20 protein-coding genes and 1 riboswitch are annotated in these 22,878 nt (G+C 61.7%); of the genes, 11 read left to right on the forward strand and 9 right to left on the reverse strand.

The annotated features are described in order from the left end of the window. Positions 1-157: 157 nt before the first annotated feature. The 3 genes from GNX71_RS09225 (at position 158) to GNX71_RS09235 (ending at position 3,385) form a co-directional block, all read left to right on the forward strand. A complete protein-coding gene (locus GNX71_RS09225; protein ID WP_346776867.1) occupies positions 158-1,222 on the forward strand; it encodes an adenosine deaminase in 1,065 nt (354 codons plus the stop codon). A 20-nt stretch (positions 1,223-1,242) separates the two neighbouring features. Next, the gene (locus GNX71_RS09230; RefSeq protein ID WP_206178040.1) at positions 1,243-2,340 is read left to right on the forward strand and encodes an ABC transporter substrate-binding protein; all 1,098 of its coding nucleotides are present in this window, start codon (positions 1,243-1,245) and stop codon (positions 2,338-2,340) included. A 67-nt stretch (positions 2,341-2,407) separates the two neighbouring features. Beyond that, the gene (locus tag GNX71_RS09235) at positions 2,408-3,385 is read left to right on the forward strand and encodes a LysR family transcriptional regulator (protein WP_206178041.1); all 978 of its coding nucleotides are present in this window, start codon (positions 2,408-2,410) and stop codon (positions 3,383-3,385) included. A 67-nt stretch (positions 3,386-3,452) separates the two neighbouring features. Here GNX71_RS09235 and ahcY read toward each other — a convergent pair whose 3' ends face one another. After that, complete coding sequence (gene ahcY, locus GNX71_RS09240; protein WP_206178042.1) at positions 3,453-4,889, reverse strand: adenosylhomocysteinase; 1,437 nt, start codon at positions 4,887-4,889, stop codon at positions 3,453-3,455. A gap of 61 nt (positions 4,890-4,950) precedes the next feature. Next, positions 4,951-5,056, reverse strand: a riboswitch (S-adenosyl-L-homocysteine riboswitch). Positions 5,057-5,300: 244 nt separating this feature from the next. Here ahcY and GNX71_RS09245 point away from each other — a divergent pair. The 8 genes from GNX71_RS09245 to GNX71_RS09280 all read left to right on the forward strand — a co-directional run bounded on the left by GNX71_RS09245 (position 5,301) and on the right by GNX71_RS09280 (position 13,469). Then, the gene (locus GNX71_RS09245; RefSeq protein WP_241027306.1) at positions 5,301-7,346 is read left to right on the forward strand and encodes an acetate--CoA ligase family protein; all 2,046 of its coding nucleotides are present in this window, start codon (positions 5,301-5,303) and stop codon (positions 7,344-7,346) included. A gap of 45 nt (positions 7,347-7,391) precedes the next feature. Beyond that, positions 7,392-8,246, forward strand: coding sequence for an enoyl-CoA hydratase/isomerase family protein (locus GNX71_RS09250; protein WP_206178043.1), 855 nt, complete (start codon positions 7,392-7,394; stop codon positions 8,244-8,246). Between the two features lie 9 nt (positions 8,247-8,255). Then, positions 8,256-9,023 (forward strand): ABC transporter ATP-binding protein, encoded by a 768-nt coding sequence (locus tag GNX71_RS09255; RefSeq protein ID WP_206178044.1) that lies wholly within the window; start codon positions 8,256-8,258, stop codon positions 9,021-9,023. Continuing rightward, complete coding sequence (locus GNX71_RS09260; protein ID WP_206178045.1) at positions 9,020-9,841, forward strand: ABC transporter permease; 822 nt, start codon at positions 9,020-9,022, stop codon at positions 9,839-9,841. Before GNX71_RS09255 ends, GNX71_RS09260 begins: the two co-directional genes overlap by 4 nt. Before the next feature lie 63 nt (positions 9,842-9,904). Beyond that, entirely contained in the window at positions 9,905-10,315 is a 411-nt protein-coding gene (locus GNX71_RS09265) for a hotdog domain-containing protein (RefSeq protein ID WP_206178046.1), read from the forward strand. A gap of 32 nt (positions 10,316-10,347) precedes the next feature. Continuing rightward, complete coding sequence (locus GNX71_RS09270; protein ID WP_206179393.1) at positions 10,348-11,136, forward strand: class II aldolase/adducin family protein; 789 nt, start codon at positions 10,348-10,350, stop codon at positions 11,134-11,136. Between the two features lie 159 nt (positions 11,137-11,295). Then, positions 11,296-12,207 carry a LysR family transcriptional regulator gene (locus GNX71_RS09275; RefSeq protein ID WP_206178047.1) on the forward strand — a complete coding sequence of 304 codons (912 nt, stop codon included), beginning with the start codon at positions 11,296-11,298 and terminating at the stop codon, positions 12,205-12,207. Positions 12,208-12,344: 137 nt separating this feature from the next. Continuing rightward, entirely contained in the window at positions 12,345-13,469 is a 1,125-nt protein-coding gene (locus GNX71_RS09280; RefSeq protein WP_206178048.1) for an ABC transporter substrate-binding protein, read from the forward strand. Positions 13,470-13,507: 38 nt separating this feature from the next. On the opposite strand, the gene mrdA is transcribed toward GNX71_RS09280, so the two are convergent. The 8 genes from mrdA to GNX71_RS09320 all read right to left on the reverse strand — a co-directional run bounded on the left by mrdA (position 13,508) and on the right by GNX71_RS09320 (position 22,814). Continuing rightward, positions 13,508-15,511, reverse strand: coding sequence for a penicillin-binding protein 2 (gene mrdA / locus GNX71_RS09285; protein ID WP_206178049.1), 2,004 nt, complete (start codon positions 15,509-15,511; stop codon positions 13,508-13,510). Positions 15,512-15,590: 79 nt separating this feature from the next. Beyond that, complete coding sequence (locus GNX71_RS09290) at positions 15,591-16,613, reverse strand: adenosine deaminase (protein ID WP_206178050.1); 1,023 nt, start codon at positions 16,611-16,613, stop codon at positions 15,591-15,593. A 183-nt stretch (positions 16,614-16,796) separates the two neighbouring features. Next, positions 16,797-17,573, reverse strand: a complete 777-nt coding sequence (locus tag GNX71_RS09295; protein ID WP_206178051.1) for an ABC transporter permease — start codon at positions 17,571-17,573, stop codon at positions 16,797-16,799. Next, a complete protein-coding gene (locus GNX71_RS09300) occupies positions 17,570-18,388 on the reverse strand; it encodes an ABC transporter ATP-binding protein (RefSeq protein ID WP_206179394.1) in 819 nt (272 codons plus the stop codon). Before GNX71_RS09300 ends, GNX71_RS09295 begins: the two co-directional genes overlap by 4 nt. A 263-nt stretch (positions 18,389-18,651) precedes the next feature. Continuing rightward, a complete protein-coding gene (locus GNX71_RS09305; RefSeq protein WP_206178052.1) occupies positions 18,652-19,623 on the reverse strand; it encodes a PDR/VanB family oxidoreductase in 972 nt (323 codons plus the stop codon). A gap of 255 nt (positions 19,624-19,878) precedes the next feature. Next, positions 19,879-20,901: an ABC transporter substrate-binding protein gene (locus tag GNX71_RS09310; protein ID WP_206178053.1), complete on the reverse strand. Its 1,023-nt coding sequence runs from the start codon at positions 20,899-20,901 to the stop codon at positions 19,879-19,881. 33 nt (positions 20,902-20,934) lie between these two features. Further along, positions 20,935-21,306 (reverse strand): Rieske 2Fe-2S domain-containing protein, encoded by a 372-nt coding sequence (locus tag GNX71_RS09315; RefSeq protein WP_206178054.1) that lies wholly within the window; start codon positions 21,304-21,306, stop codon positions 20,935-20,937. Continuing rightward, entirely contained in the window at positions 21,303-22,814 is a 1,512-nt protein-coding gene (locus GNX71_RS09320; protein WP_206178055.1) for a hypothetical protein, read from the reverse strand. The genes GNX71_RS09315 and GNX71_RS09320 overlap by 4 nt, the downstream gene beginning before the upstream one ends. Positions 22,815-22,878 lie beyond the last annotated feature (64 nt).

Genomic DNA, 22,878 nt, shown 5'->3' on the forward strand with positions numbered 1-22,878 from the left:
CGGTTTTTCAGCGACAAGCAGAGAAAACATGACACACCGTGCCTGAATTGGCAACGCACGGCGTCGAGGGTCGGTCGCCGCGGGTGTGCGACTTTTGAGAACGTGGGGACCGAAAAATGCTAACCCCGGCAACCTCGATGATCCATAGGATCGCGCAATGAACCAACCGCAGCAGGTCAGCGAGACGATGCAGATGAAATCGTCGACGCATGCCGGTCCGTCGCCGGCCAAGATCGCTCGAGCGCCCAAGGCCGAGCTTCATGTGCATCTCGAAGGCACCATCGGCCCGGAGACCCTGCTGGCGCTGAGCGCGCGAAACCAGGTGAAGGTCCCCTACACCACGGCAGATGAGGTGCGAGCGGCCTACAAGTTCACCGACCTTTCGGGGTTTCTGCAGCTCTACTACTCCGCGTTGAGCGTGCTGATCACCCGACAGGATTTCTACGACATCACCTATGCGCAACTCAAGCGGTCGGCCGAGGACAGGGTGGTCTACGTGGAGTTCTACATGTCTCCACAGAGCCACCTCGAGCGCGGCATCGGACTGGAAGTCGTGCTGGCAGGGACAGAGGCGGCCATTGCAGCTGCTCGCGCCGACTTTGGCATCGAGGCAAAGCTCATCTTCGGTTTGCAGCGTCATCGCACCGAGTCGCAGGCCTTCGAAGCGTTGGAAGCCGCCCGTCCGTTCAGAGAGTCGTTTGTCGCGGTCGGCCTTGGCGGGGTGGAAAAGGGCAACCCGCCCTCAAAGTTCGAGCGGGCCTTCCGCCAGGCCAAGGACATGGGCTGGCCGATCACCATCCACGCCGGCGAAGAGGGACCTCCCAGCTATATCTGGGAGGCACTGGACATCTTGGGCGCGGATCGCATCGACCATGGTGTGACGGCGCAGGAGGACCCACGGCTGATCGAGCGCCTGGCGACCGACCAGATTCCGATGACCGTGTGCCCGTTCTCCAATATCTGCCTCAACGTCTTCCCTTCTCTGGCACAGCACAACCTGAAGTCGCTTCTCGACGCAGGGTGCAGGGTGAGCGTGAACACCGACGATCCGCCGTACTTCAACGGCTACATGAACGACAACCTCGTGGGCGTGGCCTCCGCGCTTCGGTTGTCGGATGGCGATGTCTATTCGTTGCTTCGAAATGGCTTTCAAGGCTCCTTTGCTCCGGCGGAACGCAAGGCAGAGCTGATTGCCGGCCTGGACAAGTTCTGGTTGATCTAATTTCCTCACAGGTGAAGCAAATGCTCAAAAATGCAGTCAGATGGATCGGCTTCTTGATGGGAGCCGTCGCGATGCTCCTGGCCACGCAGGCAGGGGCTCAGACGCCGAAGAAGAAGGTGCGGATCGTGGTGGGGACGCAGGTCCTCAACATCTCCTATCCAACACTGAACCTTCCTCTCGCGCTCGGTTATTGGAGTGACGAGGGTTACGACGTCGAGATCACGCCGCTGGCGCCGCCGGCACAGACGATCGCGCTGCTCATTGCCGGCCAGGCAGATTTCGCACAGATCAATGCGAGCGTTGCCGTGCAGGCGCAGTCGCTCAATGGCCAGCCGGTCAAGCTTGTCGTGAACAACGGCGTGATCGATTGGAGCATCGGGGTGCTCGAAGACTCACCATTGCGCTCGATCACGGATTTCAAGGGCAAGACCATCGGGGTGTTCGGCCTGGGTTCTGGTGGCGTTGCCATCTTGCGTTCCTATCTCAAGGAGAAGGGCATCGATCCGGACAAGGACGTCAAGTTCATCGCCACCGGAGCCGGCGCACCGGCCATCGATGCGCTCAAGAGCGGGCGAGTGCAAGGCCTCATGTTCTGGGCCTCTGCCATGGCGGGCTTTGAGAATGCGGGCCTGAAGATGCGCTACCTGCGCGGCGAGGACTGGCGTACGTTGCCCGACTTCAGCATTGCAGCCATGTCGAAGACGATCGAATCGGACCCCAAGATGGTGGAAGCCATCGTGCGTGGCATGGCGAAGGCTTCTGAATTTGCATTCGCCAACCCCGACTGCGTCCGCCGAATCCAGTGGAAGTCCTGGCCGAACACGAAACCGACGGGGCAGGCAGACCCGTCCGTGCTGGCTCAGTGGGATACCAACCTTCTCAAGGCGCAACTCGATTCCTTCCGGGACGGGTACAAGATCGGCGGCGGGAAGTACTGGGGCAACGTCGACACCGCCGCCGTGTCCCGGTTGGAGCAGTACATGCTCAAGTCGGGCCAGATCAGCCGCGCAGTGCCGACCAGTGCACTGATGATTGCCGACGCCGATCTCTATCGAAGGGCCAATCAGTTCGACGCATCGGCGATCCGGCAGGCCGCCGAGAAGTGCGCGAACTGGTGAGCGGTCCGGGCTGCTTCCTGCGCGATGCGCGCGAGTTCGACGCATCTTTCTCGGACGTGGCACGCTCATGAACACAGGCGCGAAATCGCTCGATGCCGTCGGGCCACAGGGCCGGCGAAAGGCGGAGCTGCGGCCGGTGAGCAGCAACGCGCTCAAGTACTTCATGGCCGTTGCCAGGTCGGGTTCGATACGCCGCGCCGCGGAGGAACTGCATGTGGCGGCCTCTGCGATCTCCCGGCTGATCCAGTTGCTGGAGGAAGAGCTGGACGCCGAACTGCTTGAGCGGCACCGGGGACACAAGGGCCTCAGGCTCACGGCCGAAGGGTCGGTGGTGCTGAGCTATGCGAAGCGCATCGAAGCTGGCCTGGACGCGGTTCGCGACGATATCCAGTCGCTCAAGACCATCCGGACCGGCAAGGTCCGATTCGGCATTTCCGAATCCTTCACGCGGGAGTTCGTTCCTCAGTTTTTGCAGCGCTTCCACGCCGCGTACCCGGGCATCGTGTTCGAGGTCATCGTCGCGGGTGGCAGCAAGCTGACTGCAATGCTTGCCAATCACGACATCGACGTGTCCCTGTCGTACATCACGCCGGACGCCTTCAATGTCTCGGTGGTCGAACAGGCAATCACAACGCCTTGCTTGCTGGTGGCACGCAGCCACCCGTTTGCACAACGGGCGTTCGTCGATGTCGCGGAGTGCGCCGGCGAGGACATCGCGTTGCCGGATGCGTCCCTGACCGTTCGGGAGAGCTACGTTCGAATGTTCGCGAAGGCCAGGATCCGGCCGCGTGGACTGCTGGTCACCAATTCGTTCGAGCTGATGCGCGCATCGGCGCGCGCGGGGCTGACGATTGCCGTCGTGGACAGGTACTTCGGCGATCACGAGGCCCCTGCGGGGATGGCCTATGTGCCGCTGCGGGGGCAGGGTCTGGATCGCTGGCCGTTGAATGTCAGCGTCCATGCAGATCGCGACCTGCCCGCCGCAGCAAGCATCTTCGTGGAGCACCTGCGCATGGCGGTGCGTTCAGTCGCCGCAGATCGCTGACGCGTTGCAACCATCTCGCCTGCCGCGCATCGCCAGGCTGGGCCGATGCGCGGTGTGCGCACGCGCACTAGTAGCGGTAGGCCTCGGGCTTGAAGGGGCCCGTCTTGCTCACGCCGATGTAGGCCGCCTGCGCGTCGGAGAGCTCCGTCAACTGCGCACCGAGCTTCGCAAGATGGAGCTTTGCAACCTTCTCGTCCAGAAGCTTGGAAAGCACGTACACCTTGCCTTTTTCATAAGCGTCCTGCTTGGTAAAAAGCTCGATCTGTCCCAATGTCTGGTTCGCAAGACTGGCAGACATGACGAAGCTGGGATGGCCGGTCGCACACCCCAGGTTCACCAGGCGGCCCTTGGCGAGCAGGATGATCCGCTTCCCGTCGGGAAAGATCACGTGATCCACCTGCGGCTTGATCTCGTCCCATTGGCAGGCCTCGAGCGACGCCACATCGATCTCGTTGTCGAAGTGCCCGATGTTGCAGACGATCGCCTGGTCCTTCATGCGTTTCATGTGCTCGAAGGTGATGACGTCGCGGTTGCCGGTTGCGGTGACGAAGATGTCCGCATGGCTCACCGCCTCGTCCATGGTCACTACGCGATAGCCCTCCATGGCCGCTTGCAGCGCATTGATGGGATCGATCTCCGTCACCCAGACCTGGGCGCTGAGGGCGCGCAACGCCTGCGCGGAACCCTTGCCGACGCCGCCGAAGCCGGCCACCACGGCGATCTTGCCCGCGATCATCACATCGGTCGCGCGCTTGATCGCGTCGACCAACGATTCCCGGCAGCCGTACGTGTTGTCGAACTTGCTCTTGGTCACGGAGTCATTCACGGCAATGGCACGGATGGCGAGCTCGCCCTTCGCGCTCATGTCGTTGAGCCTGAAGACACCGGTCGTCGTTTCTTCCGTCACGCCGATGATGTGGCGCAGACGACGGCTGTACCAGGTGGGATCCGCGGCCAGCTTCTTCTCGATGGCCGCGAAGAGGATGCGTTCTTCCGAACTTGTCGGCTTCGAGATCACGCTGCGATCCTTCTCGGCGCGGCTTCCAAGATGCATCAGCGTGGTTGCGTCGCCACCGTCATCGAGGATCAGGTTGGGGCCCTCTTCGGGTTCGCCTCGCGGCCCGCCGAACTCGAAGATCCTGTGGGTGTAGTCCCAGTACTCCTCCATCGTTTCACCCTTGTAGGCGAAGACGGGTGTTCCTTTCGAAGCCACAGCCGCCGCGGCATGGTCCTGCGTCGAGAAAATATTGCATGACGCCCAGCGCACGGTAGCGCCCAGCGCTTGCAGTGTCTCGATGAGCACGCCGGTCTGGATGGTCATGTGCAGCGACCCGGCGATGCGTGCGCCCTTCAGTGGCTGCTGTTCGAGGAACTCGTTCCTGATGGCCATCAGTCCCGGCATCTCCGTCTCCGCGATGCGCAGTTCCTTGTGGCCCCAACCGGCCAACGCCATGTCCGCCACGACGTGATCGCCGGCCTGGATCGATGTCAATCTTTCGCTCATCTCTTGCTCCTTGTGATGGGTTGTCGTCAGAGCGAGATGAATGCCGAGGCTCACCGCACTCTGTCGGTGAGCGCGGTTAAGGATGCCGGTGTTCGGCAGTCTTCCGAGCCTGACAGATCGGTACTCGCGCAGTGGCGAGCGTGATCGTTGCAGCGCTCCTCGGTGAACAAAATTCTAGTGATCGACCGGTCTTGGCGTGTTTCAAAAATTAGTACGTCGATGCCGAAAATCTGTGATTGACCTGCATATGTGCGCTCCATAGAGTCGCGGTTCTCGGCATCGGCGCTGCATCTCACGCGGCGATCGAGCGATGCCTCCCAAGCCCGTAGGAGCCCCGCTTTGCATTACCTGTCCACGCTCATGAATCCCAAATCCATCGCGGTGTTGGGAGCGTCGCCGCGACCTGAGGCGATGGGCAATACCGTGATCAAGAATCTCCTGCGTGTCGGGTATGCCGGAGCCATCCATCCCATTCATCCCAGCGCCGAGTCCGTGCTGGGTCTGCCATGTCGTCGCGATCTGACTTCGTTGTCCGGATCGGTGGATTGCGTCGTGATTGCGCTCAGCGCGGACAAGGCCCTCGATGCCCTCAAGAGCGCGCATGCCGCCGGAGCGCGCAGCGCAGTGTTGTACGCGAGCGGGTTTGCCGAGACCGGGGAACAAGGGGCGGCCCTTCAGACGGAGATCGGCACCTTCTGCCGCGACAACCAGATCAATCTTTGCGGGCCCAACTGCCTGGGAATCTTCAGTGTCGAGAACGGGGTGGCGTTGTACAGCGCTGCCGTGCCAGAGGGGCTGGAGGCCGGGGACATCGCGCTGATCTCCCATTCGGGTTCGGCATGCATCGCCTTGAGCGGCCTCGATCGTTTCAAGTTCAGCCACCTGGTTTCTCTGGGCAACGGGGCGGTGACCGATATTCCCGAGTACCTCGACTATGTGGCGCAAGACCCGCGCACCAAGGTCGCCGCGCTCTTCGTGGAGACGCTGCGCGATCCTGCCACCTTCGCACGCGCTGCTGCGCAGATGCGAAAGGCAGGCAAGCCGATCGTGGCATTGAAGGTAGGCCGATCCGTATCCGGCGCTGCAGCGAGTGCCGCTCACACGGGTGCGATCGCCAGTTCCGATACGGCGCTGCTGACTTTCTTCAAGCGCCACGGCGTCACCCTGGTCGAAGACTACGACGAGTTGGTCGAGACCGTCGCGCTGTTCTCCACGATCCGCTCGATGCCGAAGGGTGCGGGGCTTGGTGTCCTCAATGTGAGTGGCGGTGAATTGTCGATGACCTGCGACATCGCCGAGCGCTGCGGACTCGTGCTGCCGGCGTTGAGCGAGTCGACCGTGGCGCACCTCAAGACCGTGCTCCCCGTGTTCGGCGCGCCGCGCAATCCGCTCGATGCGACGGGCGTCGGGGTGTTCGACACCAGGATGTACGGGGATTGCCTGGATGCGCTGCTGAACGATCCTTCGATTCATATCGTCGCTGTGTCGCAGGATTGCCCGGCGTCCATGGGAGAGGACCAGGCCGCGATCTACGAGAAGCTCGCGATCACCGTGGCCGAACGCAGCGCGCGAGCGCATAAGCCCGTCGTGTTCTTCAACAACCTGTCCGCCAGGATCCATCCGGACGTGCTCGCGCCATTGAGCGAAGTACCCACGCTCTGCGGAATGCGCAATGCCCTGCGCGCCATCAAGCATCTGGTGGACCATGCGGCATTCATCACCACCGAGGTTGTTCCCAAGACGATGGGTGTCGACCGTCAAGAGAAATGGGCTCGACGTTTCGAATCCGTGGAGCCGCTGACCGAGCGGGAAAGCAAGTCGTTCCTGGAGGCGCACGGAATCCGCGTGACCGCCGAGCGCCTGGCATCGAGCGAGGACGACGCCGTTGCACACGCCGATGCCATCGGATATCCCGTGGTGCTGAAGATCGAATCCGCGGACCTTCCCCACAAGAGCGAAGTGGGTGGTGTCGTCGTCGATCTGCCCGATGCAGTCGCCGTGAGAGCGGCCTATCGCCGGATTCTCGAAAGCGTTGCGCGCAAGGCACCCGGGGCGCGGGTGGCCGGGGTGCTGGTGCAGCAGATGGTCCGCGGTGGTGTCGAGGCGATCCTGGGTGTCGTGACGCATCGGCCTTTTGCGCCAGGTGTCGTGGTCGGCTCCGGCGGCGTACTTGTCGAGATCCTGCAAGACGCCACGTTCGAACTCGCGCCGGTGGATCTGAAGACCGCCGCCGCGCTGATCGATCAGACGCGGCTGGGCAAGTTGCTGGGCGGTTACCGAGGCGGCGTCGTGGCGGATCGCGACGCGCTGGCAAGGACGCTGGAGCGGCTGTCCGACATCGCGGTGGTCTACGCCAATGAAATCGAAGCCATCGATCTGAATCCCGTTGCAGTCCTTGCGCAAGGCCAGGGCGCGGTGGTGCTGGACGCGTTGGTGATTGCCAAGGCGCGGCAATAGCCGCGTCGAAGGTGCCTGCATCGAAGAACCAGGAGACAAGCAAAAATGAAATATGAATGCATCGAATTGAGTATCGAGAACACGGTGGCGACGCTCGAACTCGCAAGACCGGACAAGATGAACTCGCTGAACGATCAGATCCTGATCGACATGCAGCACGCCTTGGACACGCTCGAGAACGACACCGGCGTGCGGGTGCTGATCATCACGGGGCAGGGGCGAGCCTTCTGCGCGGGCTTCGATCTCGCGCCGCGTGCCAAGCCGTTCACGAGCGTGCAGGACTGGCGCGGTCACGTGAAGCTCGGGAACGACACCTGGTGGCGGATCTGGAAATCGCGCCTGCCGGTGATCGCGGCCGTGAACGGCTTTGCGCTTGGCGGGGGATGCGACCTGTCCATGGTCTGCGACTACACCCTGGCATCGGAGACCGCGGTGTTTGGCGAGCCGGAGATCCAGTTCCAGTCCGCGCCGCCCTTCAACATCACGCCCTGGATCATGGGAATGAAAAGCGCCAAGGAGTTTCTGCTCTTCGGCGACCGGGTGTCGGCCCAGGACGCCGTGCGCCTTGGCATTGCGAATCGCGTGGTTCCTGCCGATCGGCTTCGCGCCGAGGCGATGAACACCGCCCTGCGTCTTGCCAAGTTGCCTCCGCCGGCGGTCGAGCTCAACAAGCTCGGACTCAATCGCTCCTATGAAATGCGCGGGTTCCAGCCGGCGATCGAGTACGGCGCGGAGATCTTCACCCAGGTCCTGATGTCGGAGTCGGACGAAGCCAGGGAATTCTTCGAACGCATGAGCCGGGACGGCATGAAGGCCGCATTCAAGTGGCGGGATGAGCGCTTCGCTTCATCCGGGTCCGTTTCCCAATCCGGCGACAGCAGTCGCACCAACGCCGTTTGAGGAGACCCGATGATTCATGTTTCAGGCCTGAACAAGATGTATGCGACACGCGAGGGGAACGAGATCCACGCGCTGTCCGACGTCAATTTCTCGGTTGCCGACGGAGAGTTCATCACGGTGGTGGGCCCCAGTGGGTGCGGCAAATCGACGTTGCTGAAGATTCTTGCGGGCATCCTGCGTCGCACTTCCGGCTCGGTCGAGATCGACGGACGCCAGATCGACGGTCCCAATCGCCAGATCGGCGTGGTGTTCCAGGCGCCGGTGCTCCTGCCATGGCGCACCGTGTTCGAGAACATCCTGTTGCCGAGCCAACTGCACGGTGCGATCACGGATGCGAACCGCGCGGACGCCAGGAAGTACCTGGCCATGGTCGGGCTTGCCGGGTTCGAGGACAAGTACCCCAACGAACTGTCGGGCGGCATGCAGCAACGCGTGGGTATCGCCCGGGCATTGGCCCACGATCCGGCGCTCCTGCTCATGGACGAACCCTTCGGTGCGCTGGATGCCATGACGCGCGAAAACATGAACCTGGACCTGCTGCGCATTCGCGCCGCCAGCAAGAAGACCGTGTTGCTCGTGACGCACAGCATCCCCGAGGCGGTCTTCCTGGCGGACCGGGTCATCGTGATGTCGCCGCGTCCGGGGCGGATCACCGAGATCCTCAACGTCAATCTCCCGGCGGAACGCAAGCTGGAGATGATCAACTCGGCGCCGTTCGGGGAAGTCGTCTCTCACATCCGCAAGTATTTCAGTTCGCAAGGAGCACTCGACGCATGACCACCAACAGCACGCCCAAGCAGGGCGGCCCGGGGCTTCTTGGCAGCAAGCCCGAGCGTCCGCTCTCCATCCTCCTGTTCATCGTCATCATTGGCGGGTGGGAACTCGCGGTCAGGCTTCTTGAAGTCTCGTCCCTCGTGGTTCCTTCGCCGACCGCAACGGTGATTTCCTTGTGGAACGGCTTGGCCGACAACACCTTCGTGTGGCACACCGGCGTGACCCTGTACGAAACGCTGGTGGGATTTTTTGCCGGCGCGTTGTTCGGATTGGTCCTGGGGGCCTTGATCGGACAGTTCACTCTGGTGGAGCGAACGCTCTATCCGTACGTGGTGGCTTTCCAGACCATTCCCAAAGTCGCGATCGCACCCTTGTTCGTGATCTGGTTCGGTTTCGGCGTCACGTCCAAGATCGTCATTACCGCAACGATCGTGTTCTTCCCGGTGCTGGCGAACACGATCGTCGGTCTGCGCTCCTCGCCCCGCGAGCAGATCGACCTGATCACGGCCTTCACCGGCTCGCGCTGGCAGACGTTCAAGTATGTGAAGGTACCCAACGCCCTTCCGTACATCTTCGTCGGCCTCGACGTCGGCATCGTTCTGGCCGTGATCGGCGCCATCGTGGGCGAATTCGTGGGCTCGCAAGCCGGCCTGGGTTATTTGATCCTGCAGCGCAACTTCTCGATGGACACCGCGGGGGTGTTCGCCATTCTCATCATCCTTTCCGTGATGGGGATCCTGCTGCACGGCGCCGTCGACCTCATCAAGCGCAAGGTGGTCTTCTGGGTCAACCATGAAGCCGAAAAAATCGTCAGCGCTTGAAGCCGGCGCGCGCTGAACCCCGAGGGGCTTCGTCCCCTCTCTCTCTACACAGGACCCCAAGCAATGGAACAACTTCAAGAAAACGCACACGCATCGGTCGACGTCACGGTCACAGGCGCTCATCTGGCGGCCGCGCTCTCTTCCGAGCCCGGCGAGTCCTTCCCGGAGGTCTTCTCGACGCCGTGGCTGCTCGCGCAGTTCGAGCGCGCCGCGGCAAAGGTTCTCCGGCCGATTCTTGCGGAAGGGCAACTTTCTGTCGGCGCGAAGGTGGAGCTGGAGCATCTCGCGCCCACGCCGGTCGGCCAGAAGATCACCGCGCACGCGCGCTTCCTGGAGAAGAAGGGCCCCCTGTTCCTCTTCGAGGTGTGGGCCGAAGATGGTGCGGGGATCATCGGCAAGGGAACGCATGCACGGGCCATCGCGCCGAAGATCGCCGTCGAGAAGAAGGCCGCGAGCCGCTTCGCGCAGGCCTGAGGGCGTGATTCATGAACACCGAGGACGCAGTCATGAGCACAAGGCAGCACGATGCTGTTCCAGGCGAAAAGAACGAGCGAAGCGAGCAGGAGGTGCGAGAAGACCTGGCCGCCGCCTACCGTCTGTTCGCGTTGTTCGGAATGGACGACGCCATCTACACCCATCTCTCGGTGCGTGTGCCCGGCCGGCATGATCATTTTCTGATCAACCCCTTCGGCCTGCTGTTCAGCGAAGTGACGGCGTCTGCGCTGGTCAAGATCGATCTGGATGGAAACAAGGTGGACGACAGCGACAGCGAGGTCAACGCCGCAGGCTTCACGATCCACAGCGCGGTTCACGCGGCGCGGCACGATGCCGCCTGCGTGATGCATACGCACACGGTGGGCGGCATGGCGGTGGCGTCGCTGCGCGATGGACTCCGGACGACGAATCAGTGGGCCCTGCAGTTCTACAACCGGGTGGCCTATCACGAGTTCGAAGGGCTGGCGCTCGATCTGGATGAGCGAGCGAGGTTGGTGGCAAGCCTTGGAGACAAGGCCAAGGCGCTGATCCTGCGCAATCACGGACTGTTGACGGTGGGACGGTCCGTCGCGGAAGCATTCATCCTCATGTTCAATCTGGAGCGAGCGTGCCGGGTGCAACTCGCCATCCAATCCAGTGGCCAGGCCGTCAGGCCGTTGTCTGCGGAGGTGTCCGAGAAGACCGCACTGCAGTTCGAGAAAGGCGGAGCCAACGCTTCCCAAGCCGATCCGCACGCTCGGGAATGGAACGCCTTCAAACGGCGGCTGGAAGCTGCCGACGGTCTCGGCTATCGCGCCTGAACGTTTCAGTAGACGCTGCCTCTGGGCGCATGCCAGGGGGCGGTGGATCGACGGCTCGCGCAGCGTTGCGATCTTTGGCAGATGGCACAAGGTTTGCTCCGTGTCCTGTATAAGATTCGCAGGCTGCGGAAGACCGTGGCCATCGCCGGAGGTCCTTCATTGATCAACAGCATTGGATTGCGCTACTTCGCAGGCGTCGCGCGGGTCGGATCCATTCGGCGCGCGGCGGAGGAACTGCACGTTGCAGCATCCGCCATATCGCGCCAGATCCACCTGCTGGAAGAAGACCTGGGCAGCCCGCTCTTCGAGCGGCATCGTGGGCAGAAGGTGATGAAGCTCACGCCGGCAGGCGAGGTGGTGCTGGTCTACGCACGCAGCGTGGAGAACGGACTCGACCAGGTCAGAACGGACATCCGGTCCATTCAGACGATGCAGCGCGGCACGGTGCGGCTGGGCATATCGGAGTCGTTCACAAGAGAGTTTCTTCCGCAATTCCTGCAGACGTTTCACCAGCAGTACCCGGGCATCAATTTCGAGGTCGTGGTGGCCGGAGGATCCAGGCTGGTGGAACAGTTGTCGAAGGATGAGCTCGACATTTCGCTGTCGTACATCAGCCCCGACACGTTCGACGTCACGGTCGTCGAGCAGAGGTTCATCAAGCCATGCCTTCTCGTCTCCGGGAGCCATCCTTTCGCCAAACGCGATTTCGTGGACATCAGCGAGTGCGGCGATGAGGAGATGGCGCTGCCGGATGAAACACTGACCATCCGCGGCAGCTATGTAAGGATGTTCGCAAAGGCGAAGATCAAGCCGCGCGGCGTCATGGTGACGAACTCTTTCGAGTTGATGCGCGCATCGGCCGCCACGGGTCTGTGCGTCGCCATCGTCAACAAATACTTCGGTGGTCCAACGCCCCCACGCGGCCTGAAGTATGTGCCCCTGCGAGGCAAGGGCGTCGAGAAATGGCCGCTCAACATCTGCGTGCACACGGACCGCAATCTTCCGGTTGCAGTCCGCATCTTTCTCGAGCATCTGCAAGAGGCCGTTCGGCGCGCCACCGCGGACGACTGATTCGACGCTTCTCCGATCGCGGCGCTCGCATGTGGGTTTGAGCGTGCCGGATATTCGAACGCACCGAGCTGAATTTCATGCTTCAGGTCTGCGGGCGAACGTGCTCCACTGCGCATCAAGTTGAACAAGGAGACTTCATGCCGCGCCATTCATCCGTTCGTCTCTGCCGGTGCTTGCTCCGTAGATGTGCACTCGCCGTGTGGGCCCTGTGTTTCGCCACCGTGGTGCCCACGGCCCAGGCGCAGGACCGCCCGCTGAAGAAGGTCACCATTGCTGTGGGAAGCCAGGTTCTCAACATCAGCTATCCGTGGCTGATGATGCCGCTGGCACTGGGCTACTGGAAGCAGGAGGGCTACGACGTCAACGTCATCGGCGTCTCCGGATCGGCCCAGGCCTTGCAGCAACTCGCATCCGGCGGCATCGAGTTTGCCGAGCTGAATGCCACGAACCTGATCCAGGCAAACACGGATGGCAATGCGAAGGTTCGCGGCGTGATGGGGAACGGTGTCATCGACTGGGGTCTGGCGGTCATCGACGGTGGCGCGATCGCCGACGTCAAGGACCTCAAGTCGAAGAAGATCGGCATCGTCAGTCTGGCCACGGGCGGCACGTCACTCCTGAAGGGATTGCTCAGGAGCAACGGCCTCGATCCGGACGTCGACATTCAGCTGATCGCAGTGGGCGCCGGTGCACCGGCGCTGGACGCACTGAAGAACAATCGCGTCCAGGCGTTGATGTTCTGGCAATCGGCGTTGACCGGCTTCGAGAACAGCGGGGCGAAGCTGAAGGTGTTTCGATCGCCCCAATGGCGGAGCATGCCGGACTTCACGCTGACGGCCATGCAGAAGCTCGTCGAGTCGGATCCGAAGATGGTGGAAGCCATCGTCCGGGGCGCAGCCAAGGGGCAATTGTTTGCAGAAACCAACCCCGACTGCGCACGCAAGGTTCAATGGAAGTCCTTTCCGGGATCCAGGCCCACCGGCGCGGACGAGGCCACATTGGCCAGATGGGACCTGGCGCTTCTCAAGGCGCAACTCGACACCCTGAGGGATGCCTTTCAAATGAACGGCGGCAAACTGATCGGCGCGATGGACCCGGCCGCGTATGGGCGATTCCAGGAATTCATGTTCAATGAAAAGCAGATCACGAAGCAGTTGCCGCGCGAAACCTTCATTGCGGCGAGCCCGATGCTGATCGAGAGCGCCAACCGATTCGATCGGCAGGAGATCATTGCAGCGGCAACGGCATGCAAGGGGTGGTGAGCTCCGAAGTTCCGGGTTGTCGCCCGGGCCATCCGTGCTCAGTGTCCTCGGGATGACGCAAGGTCCTGGGCCGGCATGTCGTCTGGGTGAAGCGCCATCCCGTCGGGCCAACTGACATCTTCCACGCGCACAGGCTTTCCACGGGGCGTGGTGCCGATGCCCTGCTGTACGGCTTCGATGTCTTCCTCGCTGGGATATTCGCCTTCGAGCAGGTAGTCGAAGATGCGCCGCGCGATGGGCGCGGAGACCTGGCCACCACCGCCTGCGTTCTCGACGATCACCGCGACTGCCACGCGTGGTGCGTCGGCGGGCGCAAAGCCCATGTAGAGCCCGTGATCGCGCTCCTGTTCCTGCATCCTCGCGGCGTTGTAGCGGTGGCCTTGCTTGATCGTCACCGCCTGCGCGGTTCCGGTCTTTCCTGCGCTGACGTACTTGGCTCCGAGGAATGCCTTTCTTGCGGTGCCCTGGACCGTCACGCCGATGAGCGCGTCGCGAACGAGCGCCAGGTTCTCGGGCCGCAGCTTCAGGTCGCGGGGCGCCGGCGGTGCGAGGGGATGGATCGCGTGCGTGTCGGGGTCCTCCAGTCCAGTCACCATTCTGGGCGGATGGAGGAGGCCGTTGTTCGCCAGGGCGGCCGTGGCGGTCGCGAGCTGGAGGATGGTGAAGTTGTTGTACCCCTGGCCGATTCCCAAGGAGATCGTCTCGCCGGCCTGCCATTTCTGCTGCGCCGCAGTGCGATAGGCCTTTCGCTTCCACGCCTGATTGGGCAGCACCCCACGAACCTCACCGTCCAGGTCGATTCCCGTCAGCTGTCCGAAGCCGAAGGGCGACATGAAGTCGTGAATGGTTTCGACGCCCATCTCGTTGGCCAGCGTGTAGTAGTACACGTTGCTTGAATAGACCAGGCTGGTGAAGAGGTTCATCGGACCGAGACCGCCTTCGTGGCTGCGGAATCGATGGTTCCCAAAGTCCCAGTAGCCAGGATCGTTGATGAGGACGCTGGGAGCGCGCTTTCCCAGCTGGAGCGAGGCCATGGCCATGAAGGGCTTGTAGGTCGACCCGGGCGGATAGGTGCCGCGGGATGCCCGGTTGAGCAGCGGGCGGTCGGGCGATTCGTTCAAGGCCTTCCATGTGTCCCGGTCGACTCCGGTGACGAAGATGTTGGGGTCGAACGTGGGAGTGCTTGCAAAGGACAGCACGTCGCCGTTGCGCGGATCCAGGACCACGGCCGCGCCGCGGCGGTTGCCAAGCAGAAGTTCGACGAGCCGCTGCAATCGAAGGTCGAGCGCCAGCTGCACGCCCTGGCCTGCGCGGGCAGCCTGGACCGACAGGCTGCGCATCGCCTGGCCGGAGGCCGCGGTCTCCATTCTTTCGAACCCCGCGGTCCCGTGCAGTTGTGCTTCATAGCGCTGCTCGATGCCCAGCTTTCCGATGTGGTCCGAACCGAGGTAGTTCTGGCGTGTTGATTCGGAGTCTTCCAGTGCGCGGCGGTCCGAATCGTTGATGCGGCCTATGTAGCCCAGCGCATGACTTGCAAGCGGTCCGAAAGGATAGGTTCGAAGACTTCTTGCGTTGACCTCCACGCCAGGAAAGCGGAAGCGTTGGGCGGAGACGGTCGCGATCTCCTCCTCGCTGAGCATGGCGCGCAGCGGGATCGGATTCAGCCCCTTCGATTCCGCCAGCAGCGATCGAAAGCGACCGATGTCGCGTGCTTCGATACGGACCACCTCGGCGAGATCGCTCAAGAGCGCATCGAGATCGCCCCGCGTCTTTGCCGGCGTGATCTCGAGCGAGAACACCGGCTTGTTCGCCGCCAGCACCACACCTTGACGGTCGAAGATCAGGCCACGCTCCGGAGCGATGGGCACGATGGCCGTGCTGTTGCGCTCGGCCCTGGCGTTGAGAGACGAATGCTCCTGGACCTGCAGGTAGAAAAGCCGGGCAGCGATCAGCCCGAAACAGATCAGTGTGAGTGCGCGCGCAACGGCAACGCGCCGCTGAAACCGGGCAGACGCAGTGCCCGGATCAGAAAAGCTGTGCATAGGAATGCGATGCGCCCACCGAGCGGGCGATGCAGGAAGTTCGGCGAGGTCGGACGCACTGCTGTGCAGTGCGCGGCGTTCAGAAGTGCGCGTTCTCTTTCACGTAGTCGTCGATGCGAGACAGATAGCGAGTCTTGTCGGCCTCGTCGATGAACGCAGCACGGAAGCTGTTTTTCGCCAGGGTGATGATGTCGTCGCGCGTAAGGTCCAGGCTGCGCTGGATCTCGATCAGGTTCTCGTTGACGTAGCCGCCGAAGTAGGGCGGATCGTCCGAATTCACTGTCGCGAACAAGCCCTTCCGGAGCATCTCGCGCAGCGGATGCTGCGCAAGCGAACTCACGCCTTTCAAACGGAGATTGGACAATGGGCACACGGTCAGAGGGATGGCGCGTGCTCTGAGCAGTTCGACCAGTGAAGGGTCGTCCAGGGCAGAGTTGCCATGATCGATCCGGTCGACATTCAGCAGTTCAACTGCCTCGCGGACGTATGCAGCAGGGCCTTCTTCTCCAGCGTGAATGGAGGTCTTGAACCCACGGCGCTTGCACTCGGCGAAGAAGTTCACGAACTTCGAAGGCGGATTCCCCACTTCGGGGCCGCCCATGCCGATGCCCGCCACACGGTCGTGCCAAGGCGTGATGCTGTCCAGGAGTGCAAGGGCATCGGCTTCCGTGCGGTGACGATGGGCGCTGATGAGGAGACCCGAACTCACGCCATCTTCACGGCGCGCATCGCCCATGGCACCCAGCACGCCTTCCATCAGGGCCCGGATCGTCACACCTCGATCGGTGAAGCTCTGCGGGCCGATGAACATCTCGGCATGGAGCACGTTGTCCGCGGCGCACCGACGCAGATAGGCGCGCGTGATGTCATAGAAATCCTGCTGCTGTGCCAGCACCTTGCAGCCTTCGAAGTACAGGTTCAGGAAGTCCTGCAGGTTCGAGAACTCGTACGCGCCGCGGAGCTCATCCGCAGTCTTCCAGCGCAGATTCATGCCGTTTCGTTCGGCGAGACCCAGCATCATCTGAGGCTCGATGCTGCCCTCGAGATGCATGTGCAGCTCAGCCTTTGGAATCTGACGAATGAATTGGGCGCGATCGGTCATCTGCGGGATTCGGTTGTTTCGGTGTGTTCAAAGGAGCGAGAACGCATCGCTTTCGCCTTCGAAGATAACAGCGAGCCGGCTCGTCGTGGCATCAGAATTACGAGGTGACCGCTCGAAAAAATAGAACACATTCAGCCCCGACCAATGCGCTGCCGCGCGGGTCTTTCTGACCCCGCAATAACGCTATCCCGCCTGGGAGCCGCGGTGCGCCCACGCAGTCGAGTGCTTCTCCACGTAGCTGAAAAGCTCGTACATCACCATGGCCATCGCCCCCACGACCACCAGCCCCGCAAAGGCCAGGCCCATCTGCATCGCTGAGCCAGCGGAGATCAGCAAGTAGCCGATCCCTTCGTTCGCCGCAGTCATTTCCGACACTGTGGTGCCCACGAATGCCAGCGTGATCGCCACCTTCAGCGAACCGTAGAAGTACGGCATCGATCTCGGAAGTCCCACCTTCACGAGAACGTCCCATCGCCTGGCACCAAGCACTCGAAGCACGTCTTCCAACTCGGGCTCCAAGGTCGCCAGGCCCGTCGCGATGTTCACCATGATCGGGAAGAAGCTGATGAGGAATGCGGTAAGGATCGCAGGACCCACACCAATGCCCAACCACACGACCAGGACCGGGATGAACGCCGCCTTCGGCAGCGCATTGAAAGCTGTCATGAGCGGATACACGGCGGTGTAGGCAAGACGCGAGCTCCCGATCAAGAAGCCGAGCAGTACGCCGACCACGATGGCCAGGCCGAAGCCCACCATCGTCACCCAAAAGGTCCGCCAAGCGTGCATCGCGATCGTGTCGCGGAACTCCAGCAATTGGTTCCAGATCCGCAGAGGGCTCGGGAAGATGAACTCCGAAACGTTCAGCACGGAGCAGACGAGCTGCCAAAGGACGACGACTGCGGCCAGCAGGATCCAAGGGGACCACTTCTCGAGTCGCCTGCTTCGAAGATCGATCATTGCGCCACCCCCATGCCTTGCTTGCGCATTGCCCCGATGTGACCGCGCAGCTCGTGCACGATGTCCGAGAATTCCTTTGTGTAGGTGACTTCCAGTTTTCGCGGCCGTGGGAGCTCAATCTCCCGGCGCACCACGAATCGGCCAGGGCTTTTGCTCATGACATACACGATATCGGCCAGGAAGACCGACTCACGGAGATCGTGCGTGACCAGAATCACGTTGAACTTCTGCTCGGTCCAAAGGTCGCGCAGCGTGCACCACAGCTCCTCGCGGGTGAACGCATCGAGCGCGCCGAAGGGTTCGTCCAGCAGCAGCATCTTGGGTTCATGGATCAGCGCGCGACAGATGCTCGCGCGCTGCTGCATGCCACCGGAAAGTTGCCATGGAAACTTGTCCTCATAGCCGCCCAGGCCCACTTTCTGCAAAAGCCGCCGAGCGCGCTCTTCGTACTCCTTTCGTCGTTGCCTGAAGCTGGAGCGGTACGGCTCGACAATTTCCAGAGGCAGCAGAACGTTGTCGACCGTCGTGCGCCAGGGCAAGAGCGAGGACGCCTGGAAAGCCATGCCCGAGATCTTCAAAGGCCCCGTCACCGGCTGGCCGTCGATGAAGATCTTTCCCTTCGACGGCATGTTCAGCCCGGTCGCGAGCTTCATGAAAGTCGACTTTCCGCAACCGGAGGGGCCCACGATCGCGATGAACTCGCCCTGACGCACCTTCAGGTCGATGGCCTCCACGGCAAAGTGATTCTGGTGCAGGAGTTCCTCGTTGTATGCCAGCCAGACATCCTGGAAGTCCACGAAGTTCAGAGCCCTCACGCGGTCACCGTGGTGTTCGATGGGAGGGGCTCCCTGGGCCAGGGTGGACGGCGAGTTTGTGGCCAGTAGCGCCGACGACCTCGACGTCGCGAGAAATGGACTCTTCTTCATGCTTGTCTCCTGGGTCAGGTTTTTCGGGAGCGAACGGTACTTAAGGAGAATGAGGAGCGGTCTGTGCGGAAGATCGAGAAAGGCCTGCCTGCTACCGGTGACAGCAGGGACAGGATCTTTCTGCAGACATTGGGGAAGCGTGCGCGAGTGCCTTAAACGTCAAGCACCAGCCGGGAGCAGCGCGCCCGCGAGCAACAAATCATCATGGTCTTGCCGGACTTTCGCTGCGCGTCATTGAGCACGGTGTCTCGGTGATCGGCTTCTCCTTCGAGGATGGTCGTTTCACACGATCCGCACGTCCCTTCCATGCACGAGTAGGGCACTTCGACACCCGCATCGAGAAGGGTCTCGAGGATGCTTTTGTCCTTTTCCACCTGGAGCACCACGCCGCTCCTGGCGAGCTTCACTTCAAAGGACTCCGGGACCGCCGCATCCACCGTCACTGACCTGGCGGGCGTCTTGAAGTACTCAATGTGTACTTGGCCGCGGGGCAGCATCTCGGTGGCATTCTCGAATGCGGAGAGCATCACGCCAGGTCCGCAGCAGTAGAAATGGGACCCGCCGAGCGCACTTGCAACGATCGGAGAGAGATCGAGTGGTTTGCCCTCGTGCTCGTCGTCGAAATGAAATTTGACCCGGCCGTCTTCGACCAAACTGCGCAACGCAGGCACGAACGCTGCGGCCTGGCGTGAGCGAGCCGCATAGTGCATCTCCCAGCTCGCTCCCAACGCCTGGAGCCGTTGTGCCATCGCGTAGATCGGAGTGACGCCAATGCCGCCGGCGACCAGCACCGAGTGCGACGCGGACAGGTCGAGCTGGAAGTTGTTGCGAGGGCCTCCAACGTGAAGTACCTGTGCGATTCGGACCTGGTCGTGCATATAGACGGACCCACCTCGGCTGGCAGGGTCGCGCGAGACCGCCACCACATACCGATGGGTTTCACCGGGGGCGTTGCAGATGGAATAGCTGCGAACCAACCCGTTGGGAAGATGAAGATCAAGGTGCGCGCCGGCCTCGACGGGTGGCAGGCACTCGTCCTGAACTGGCGTCAGCTCGAACGATTGCACGCTCTCCGATTCAAGGCGGATCGCCTGCACGCGCATGGGACGAGTTCGAGCTGTCATCGGGTGACCTTTTGACTAATGAGTAGAACGACGCGTTGGTCGGTACGTCACAGGACGCGTGGATTCACGGCCTGCTTCGCCGCAGGTTGATGGTTCCTTCGGGGTGCCTGCGTGCCCGGTTCGGCCCATCTTCCGCAATGCGCCCGTTGAGAAGCGCTGCGCGCAGAGGAGACCAATAGCGCCAGGTCAGTCGTTGTTCGACGGCGCGCAAGGTTGCGACGCCAGCGAGCTCGAGGCCCTATGCACCCGAGTGACTCACTTGGAAAGCATTCGCTGTTCTTTCGTCGGCAGGTACTGCGCCGTAAAGACCTCTGCCGACGTTGGCTTTCGTGCCAGGGCGAGCGCTTCATGGGTCTGATCGATGGCTTCCGAAAGCCGGGCTTGATCAACGTCACCGAAACCATTCTTCAGGACGTCGGGGGTCTTCACCGCCATATCCAGGAATACCTTGAGACGCTCCGCTTCGATTGCGGTGTTCACGGTTCCATCGCGCTTCTTTAGAGACGCCATCGCGATCTCGGGATTCGCACTCACATCCCGAAGAGCCCGGGCCACTGCCCGATTGAAGCCCTTGACCACGTTGGGCTTGGATGTTGCAAACGCCTTTGTCACGATGATTGCATTGCCATAGATCTTGATGCCGTAGTCGTAGTACATGAAGGCCTTGAGCTTGCTGACATCTGCGCCCATGCTCTTCAACGTCAGGAGGCTCGTGTGGTAGAAGCCGGTCGAGCCGTCGGCTTCGCCCCTCATCAGCAACGACTCGCGCATGGTCGGCTGGACGTTGATGAACCTGATCTTGGACGTGTCGATCATGGTCTCCCGCGCGAACAGCGGGAACAGCCGGAAGTCGGCCGCGCCAGGGCTGGTAAGGATTCGCTTGCCTTCGAGGTCCTTGGGCGCCTGGATTCTTGGATCCGTTGTCACGACGCAAAGGGGAACGCGGTCGTAGATCATCATCACCGCGATCAACGGCGGCAATGAGGTGTTCTTGACGTTGTATTCCATCATCGAGTTGACGTCTCCGACGGCGATGTCATAGGCGCCGCTGCCTACCCGGGTGATCGCATCGGCTGACCCATTTCCTCGATCGATCGTGATGTTGATACCTTCATCGGCGAAGTAGCCTTTGTCGGCAGCGTAGGTGTAGATCGACTGAGGACCCTGGAACGTCCAGTCGAGCGTCATGCGCAGCTTCTCCTCGGCGTGACTGGATTGGGCGGCCGCGATCGCGAGGAGCGAGGCCGCCAGGAAAACGAAGCGCTTCGAGGAGATCATGAGGCGAGCCTTATGGTGTTTGGATATCTGCATCTATTGGCCCTGAGCCACGGCGTGGTCTGGAACACGTACGTAAAGGCGCCCCTCGGTCTCCTTCACGTCGAAGACCTTCATTCGGAAACCGGGGCAGTTCACACCCTTGCCATCGGAGAGGCGGAACGTGTATGCATGGAGCGGGCACTTGACCATGGATTCATCCATGATCAGGTCGCCCAACATCCAGGAGGCACCCTGATGGGGGCAACCCTTGTCCATGGCGCGAAAACCGTGCTTGGTCCGATGGATGACGATCGTTTCGGTGCCTACCTTTGCGCGAAGCGGGAATTTCAGGTCACTCACCGGCAGGGACGAGGCGGCGGTCCAGACGCCTTCGCTGTTGGAAACTGGGGCTTGCTTGCAGCTCACAAGGCCTCCACAGCGACTTGATCGGCGCAGATTTCACGGATGCGCGAGAAGAAGGAATCGCGCTCTTGGCACATGATGAACAGCCCCGCCTGGATGGGGAACTGGTGATCCGTGAAGCTGAAGTAGATGGCATCCAGGCAAGCCTTCAGCGGCAACGCATGGTGTGCTCGCGTCGCGTGAAAGATTCGCTGCAGCTCAAGTGCCTCGTCGTAGTCGAACTCTTCCTCGGGGGTGATGCTCCACGCCACCTGGGCGAGTGCCTGGGCCAGGTCGTGAAGAAACACCTTCTGCGGACCCGTCAGCAGCTTCGCTCGCTGCGGTGTTTTCTCTTCCGAGAATTGGACCAGCCAGTTGCTCTCCGCCTTCGCTCGATCCATATCGCTGTCGAAGCGCTTTCCGCGCTTGAAGGCCATCAGAGGCTTCAGGTACTGTGACGCCGTGCGCTTGTGCAGGATGCAGTCCGCGACAACCAAAGGTTCGTCGATCATGTCGAAGACCGTGATGTCTGCCGGCATGCCCGGTGCCAGCGTGCCGGCTTCATCCTGGAGCGAGATGGACTTCGCCGCACGATCCGTCACCCTCGAGATGACGTCGTTCAAGCCCATCCCGAGAATCATCATCGCCGTCATCACGTTCGCCAGTGACTTCACCGGCGTCACGACGTTGAACTGCTGCAGGTCGGAGCTGATGGTGTCGGGCCAGAGGCCTTGGCGGGTCGCTTGCTCTGCCACCTTCCAGGTGAAGTTGTACCCGCCGAATCCAACGTCGAAGAGCACACCCCTCTCCTGTGCCTTTCTGACGATGTCGAGGACCTTGCCGTCGTCGTCGACCACCTTGCCCAGATTCCCGTGGTAGATGTGGGTAATCATGTCGCCCGGCTCGGCAATCCGGAACGCCTCCATGGCGAGCGACTCGGTAACCTCGTGCTGCTGGAACTCGCCGATGTGCATATACAGAGGAACCCCCAGCACCTGCGCAAGGCCCTTGGAGATCTTCAGTGAGCCGGGGCCGTAGTTGCCCATCGCATTGCACTTCAAGTAGCGCACCAGACCTGGCTTCTGCTTGATGAAGTCCACCCAGTCGGACAAGGGAATGTTGCCAAGGCTGCGAATTTCGCCTTCGAGAAAATTAAGGGCGATGAGCCCCAGCGGACGCACGAAGGGGCCGGCGTACAAGCTGGTGTGAAGGCCGCTCATGGTCGCCTCGAACTCGTCAAGCACGCCAATGCCCGCACCGCCCGCATCCACGAACGTGGTCACGCCCTGGTAGATGCCGATCGCGTCGGGATCGGAGAATCCAAGAGTCCCATACGTATGGACATGGATGTCGATCCAGCCCGGCGAGAGGTAGTGGCCCGTCAGATCGAGCACCTCGCCGTCCGCGTGAGACGCATCGCCAACGAAGTCGATCTTTCCGTTCGCGACGACGACGTCGGTCACACCGTCGATCCCTTGTCTGGGGTCGATAACGTGCGCGCCCCGCAGGATCAAGATGTCGGATTTCATCATCGTGGTGTCCTAATTTCGTGGTGTGTGTGAGCCCTTGGGTGTGCGAATGTTGTTCGTACGGACC

It is taken from the genome of Variovorax sp. RKNM96 (assembly GCF_017161115.1).
GTDB lineage: Bacteria > Pseudomonadota > Gammaproteobacteria > Burkholderiales > Burkholderiaceae_C > Variovorax.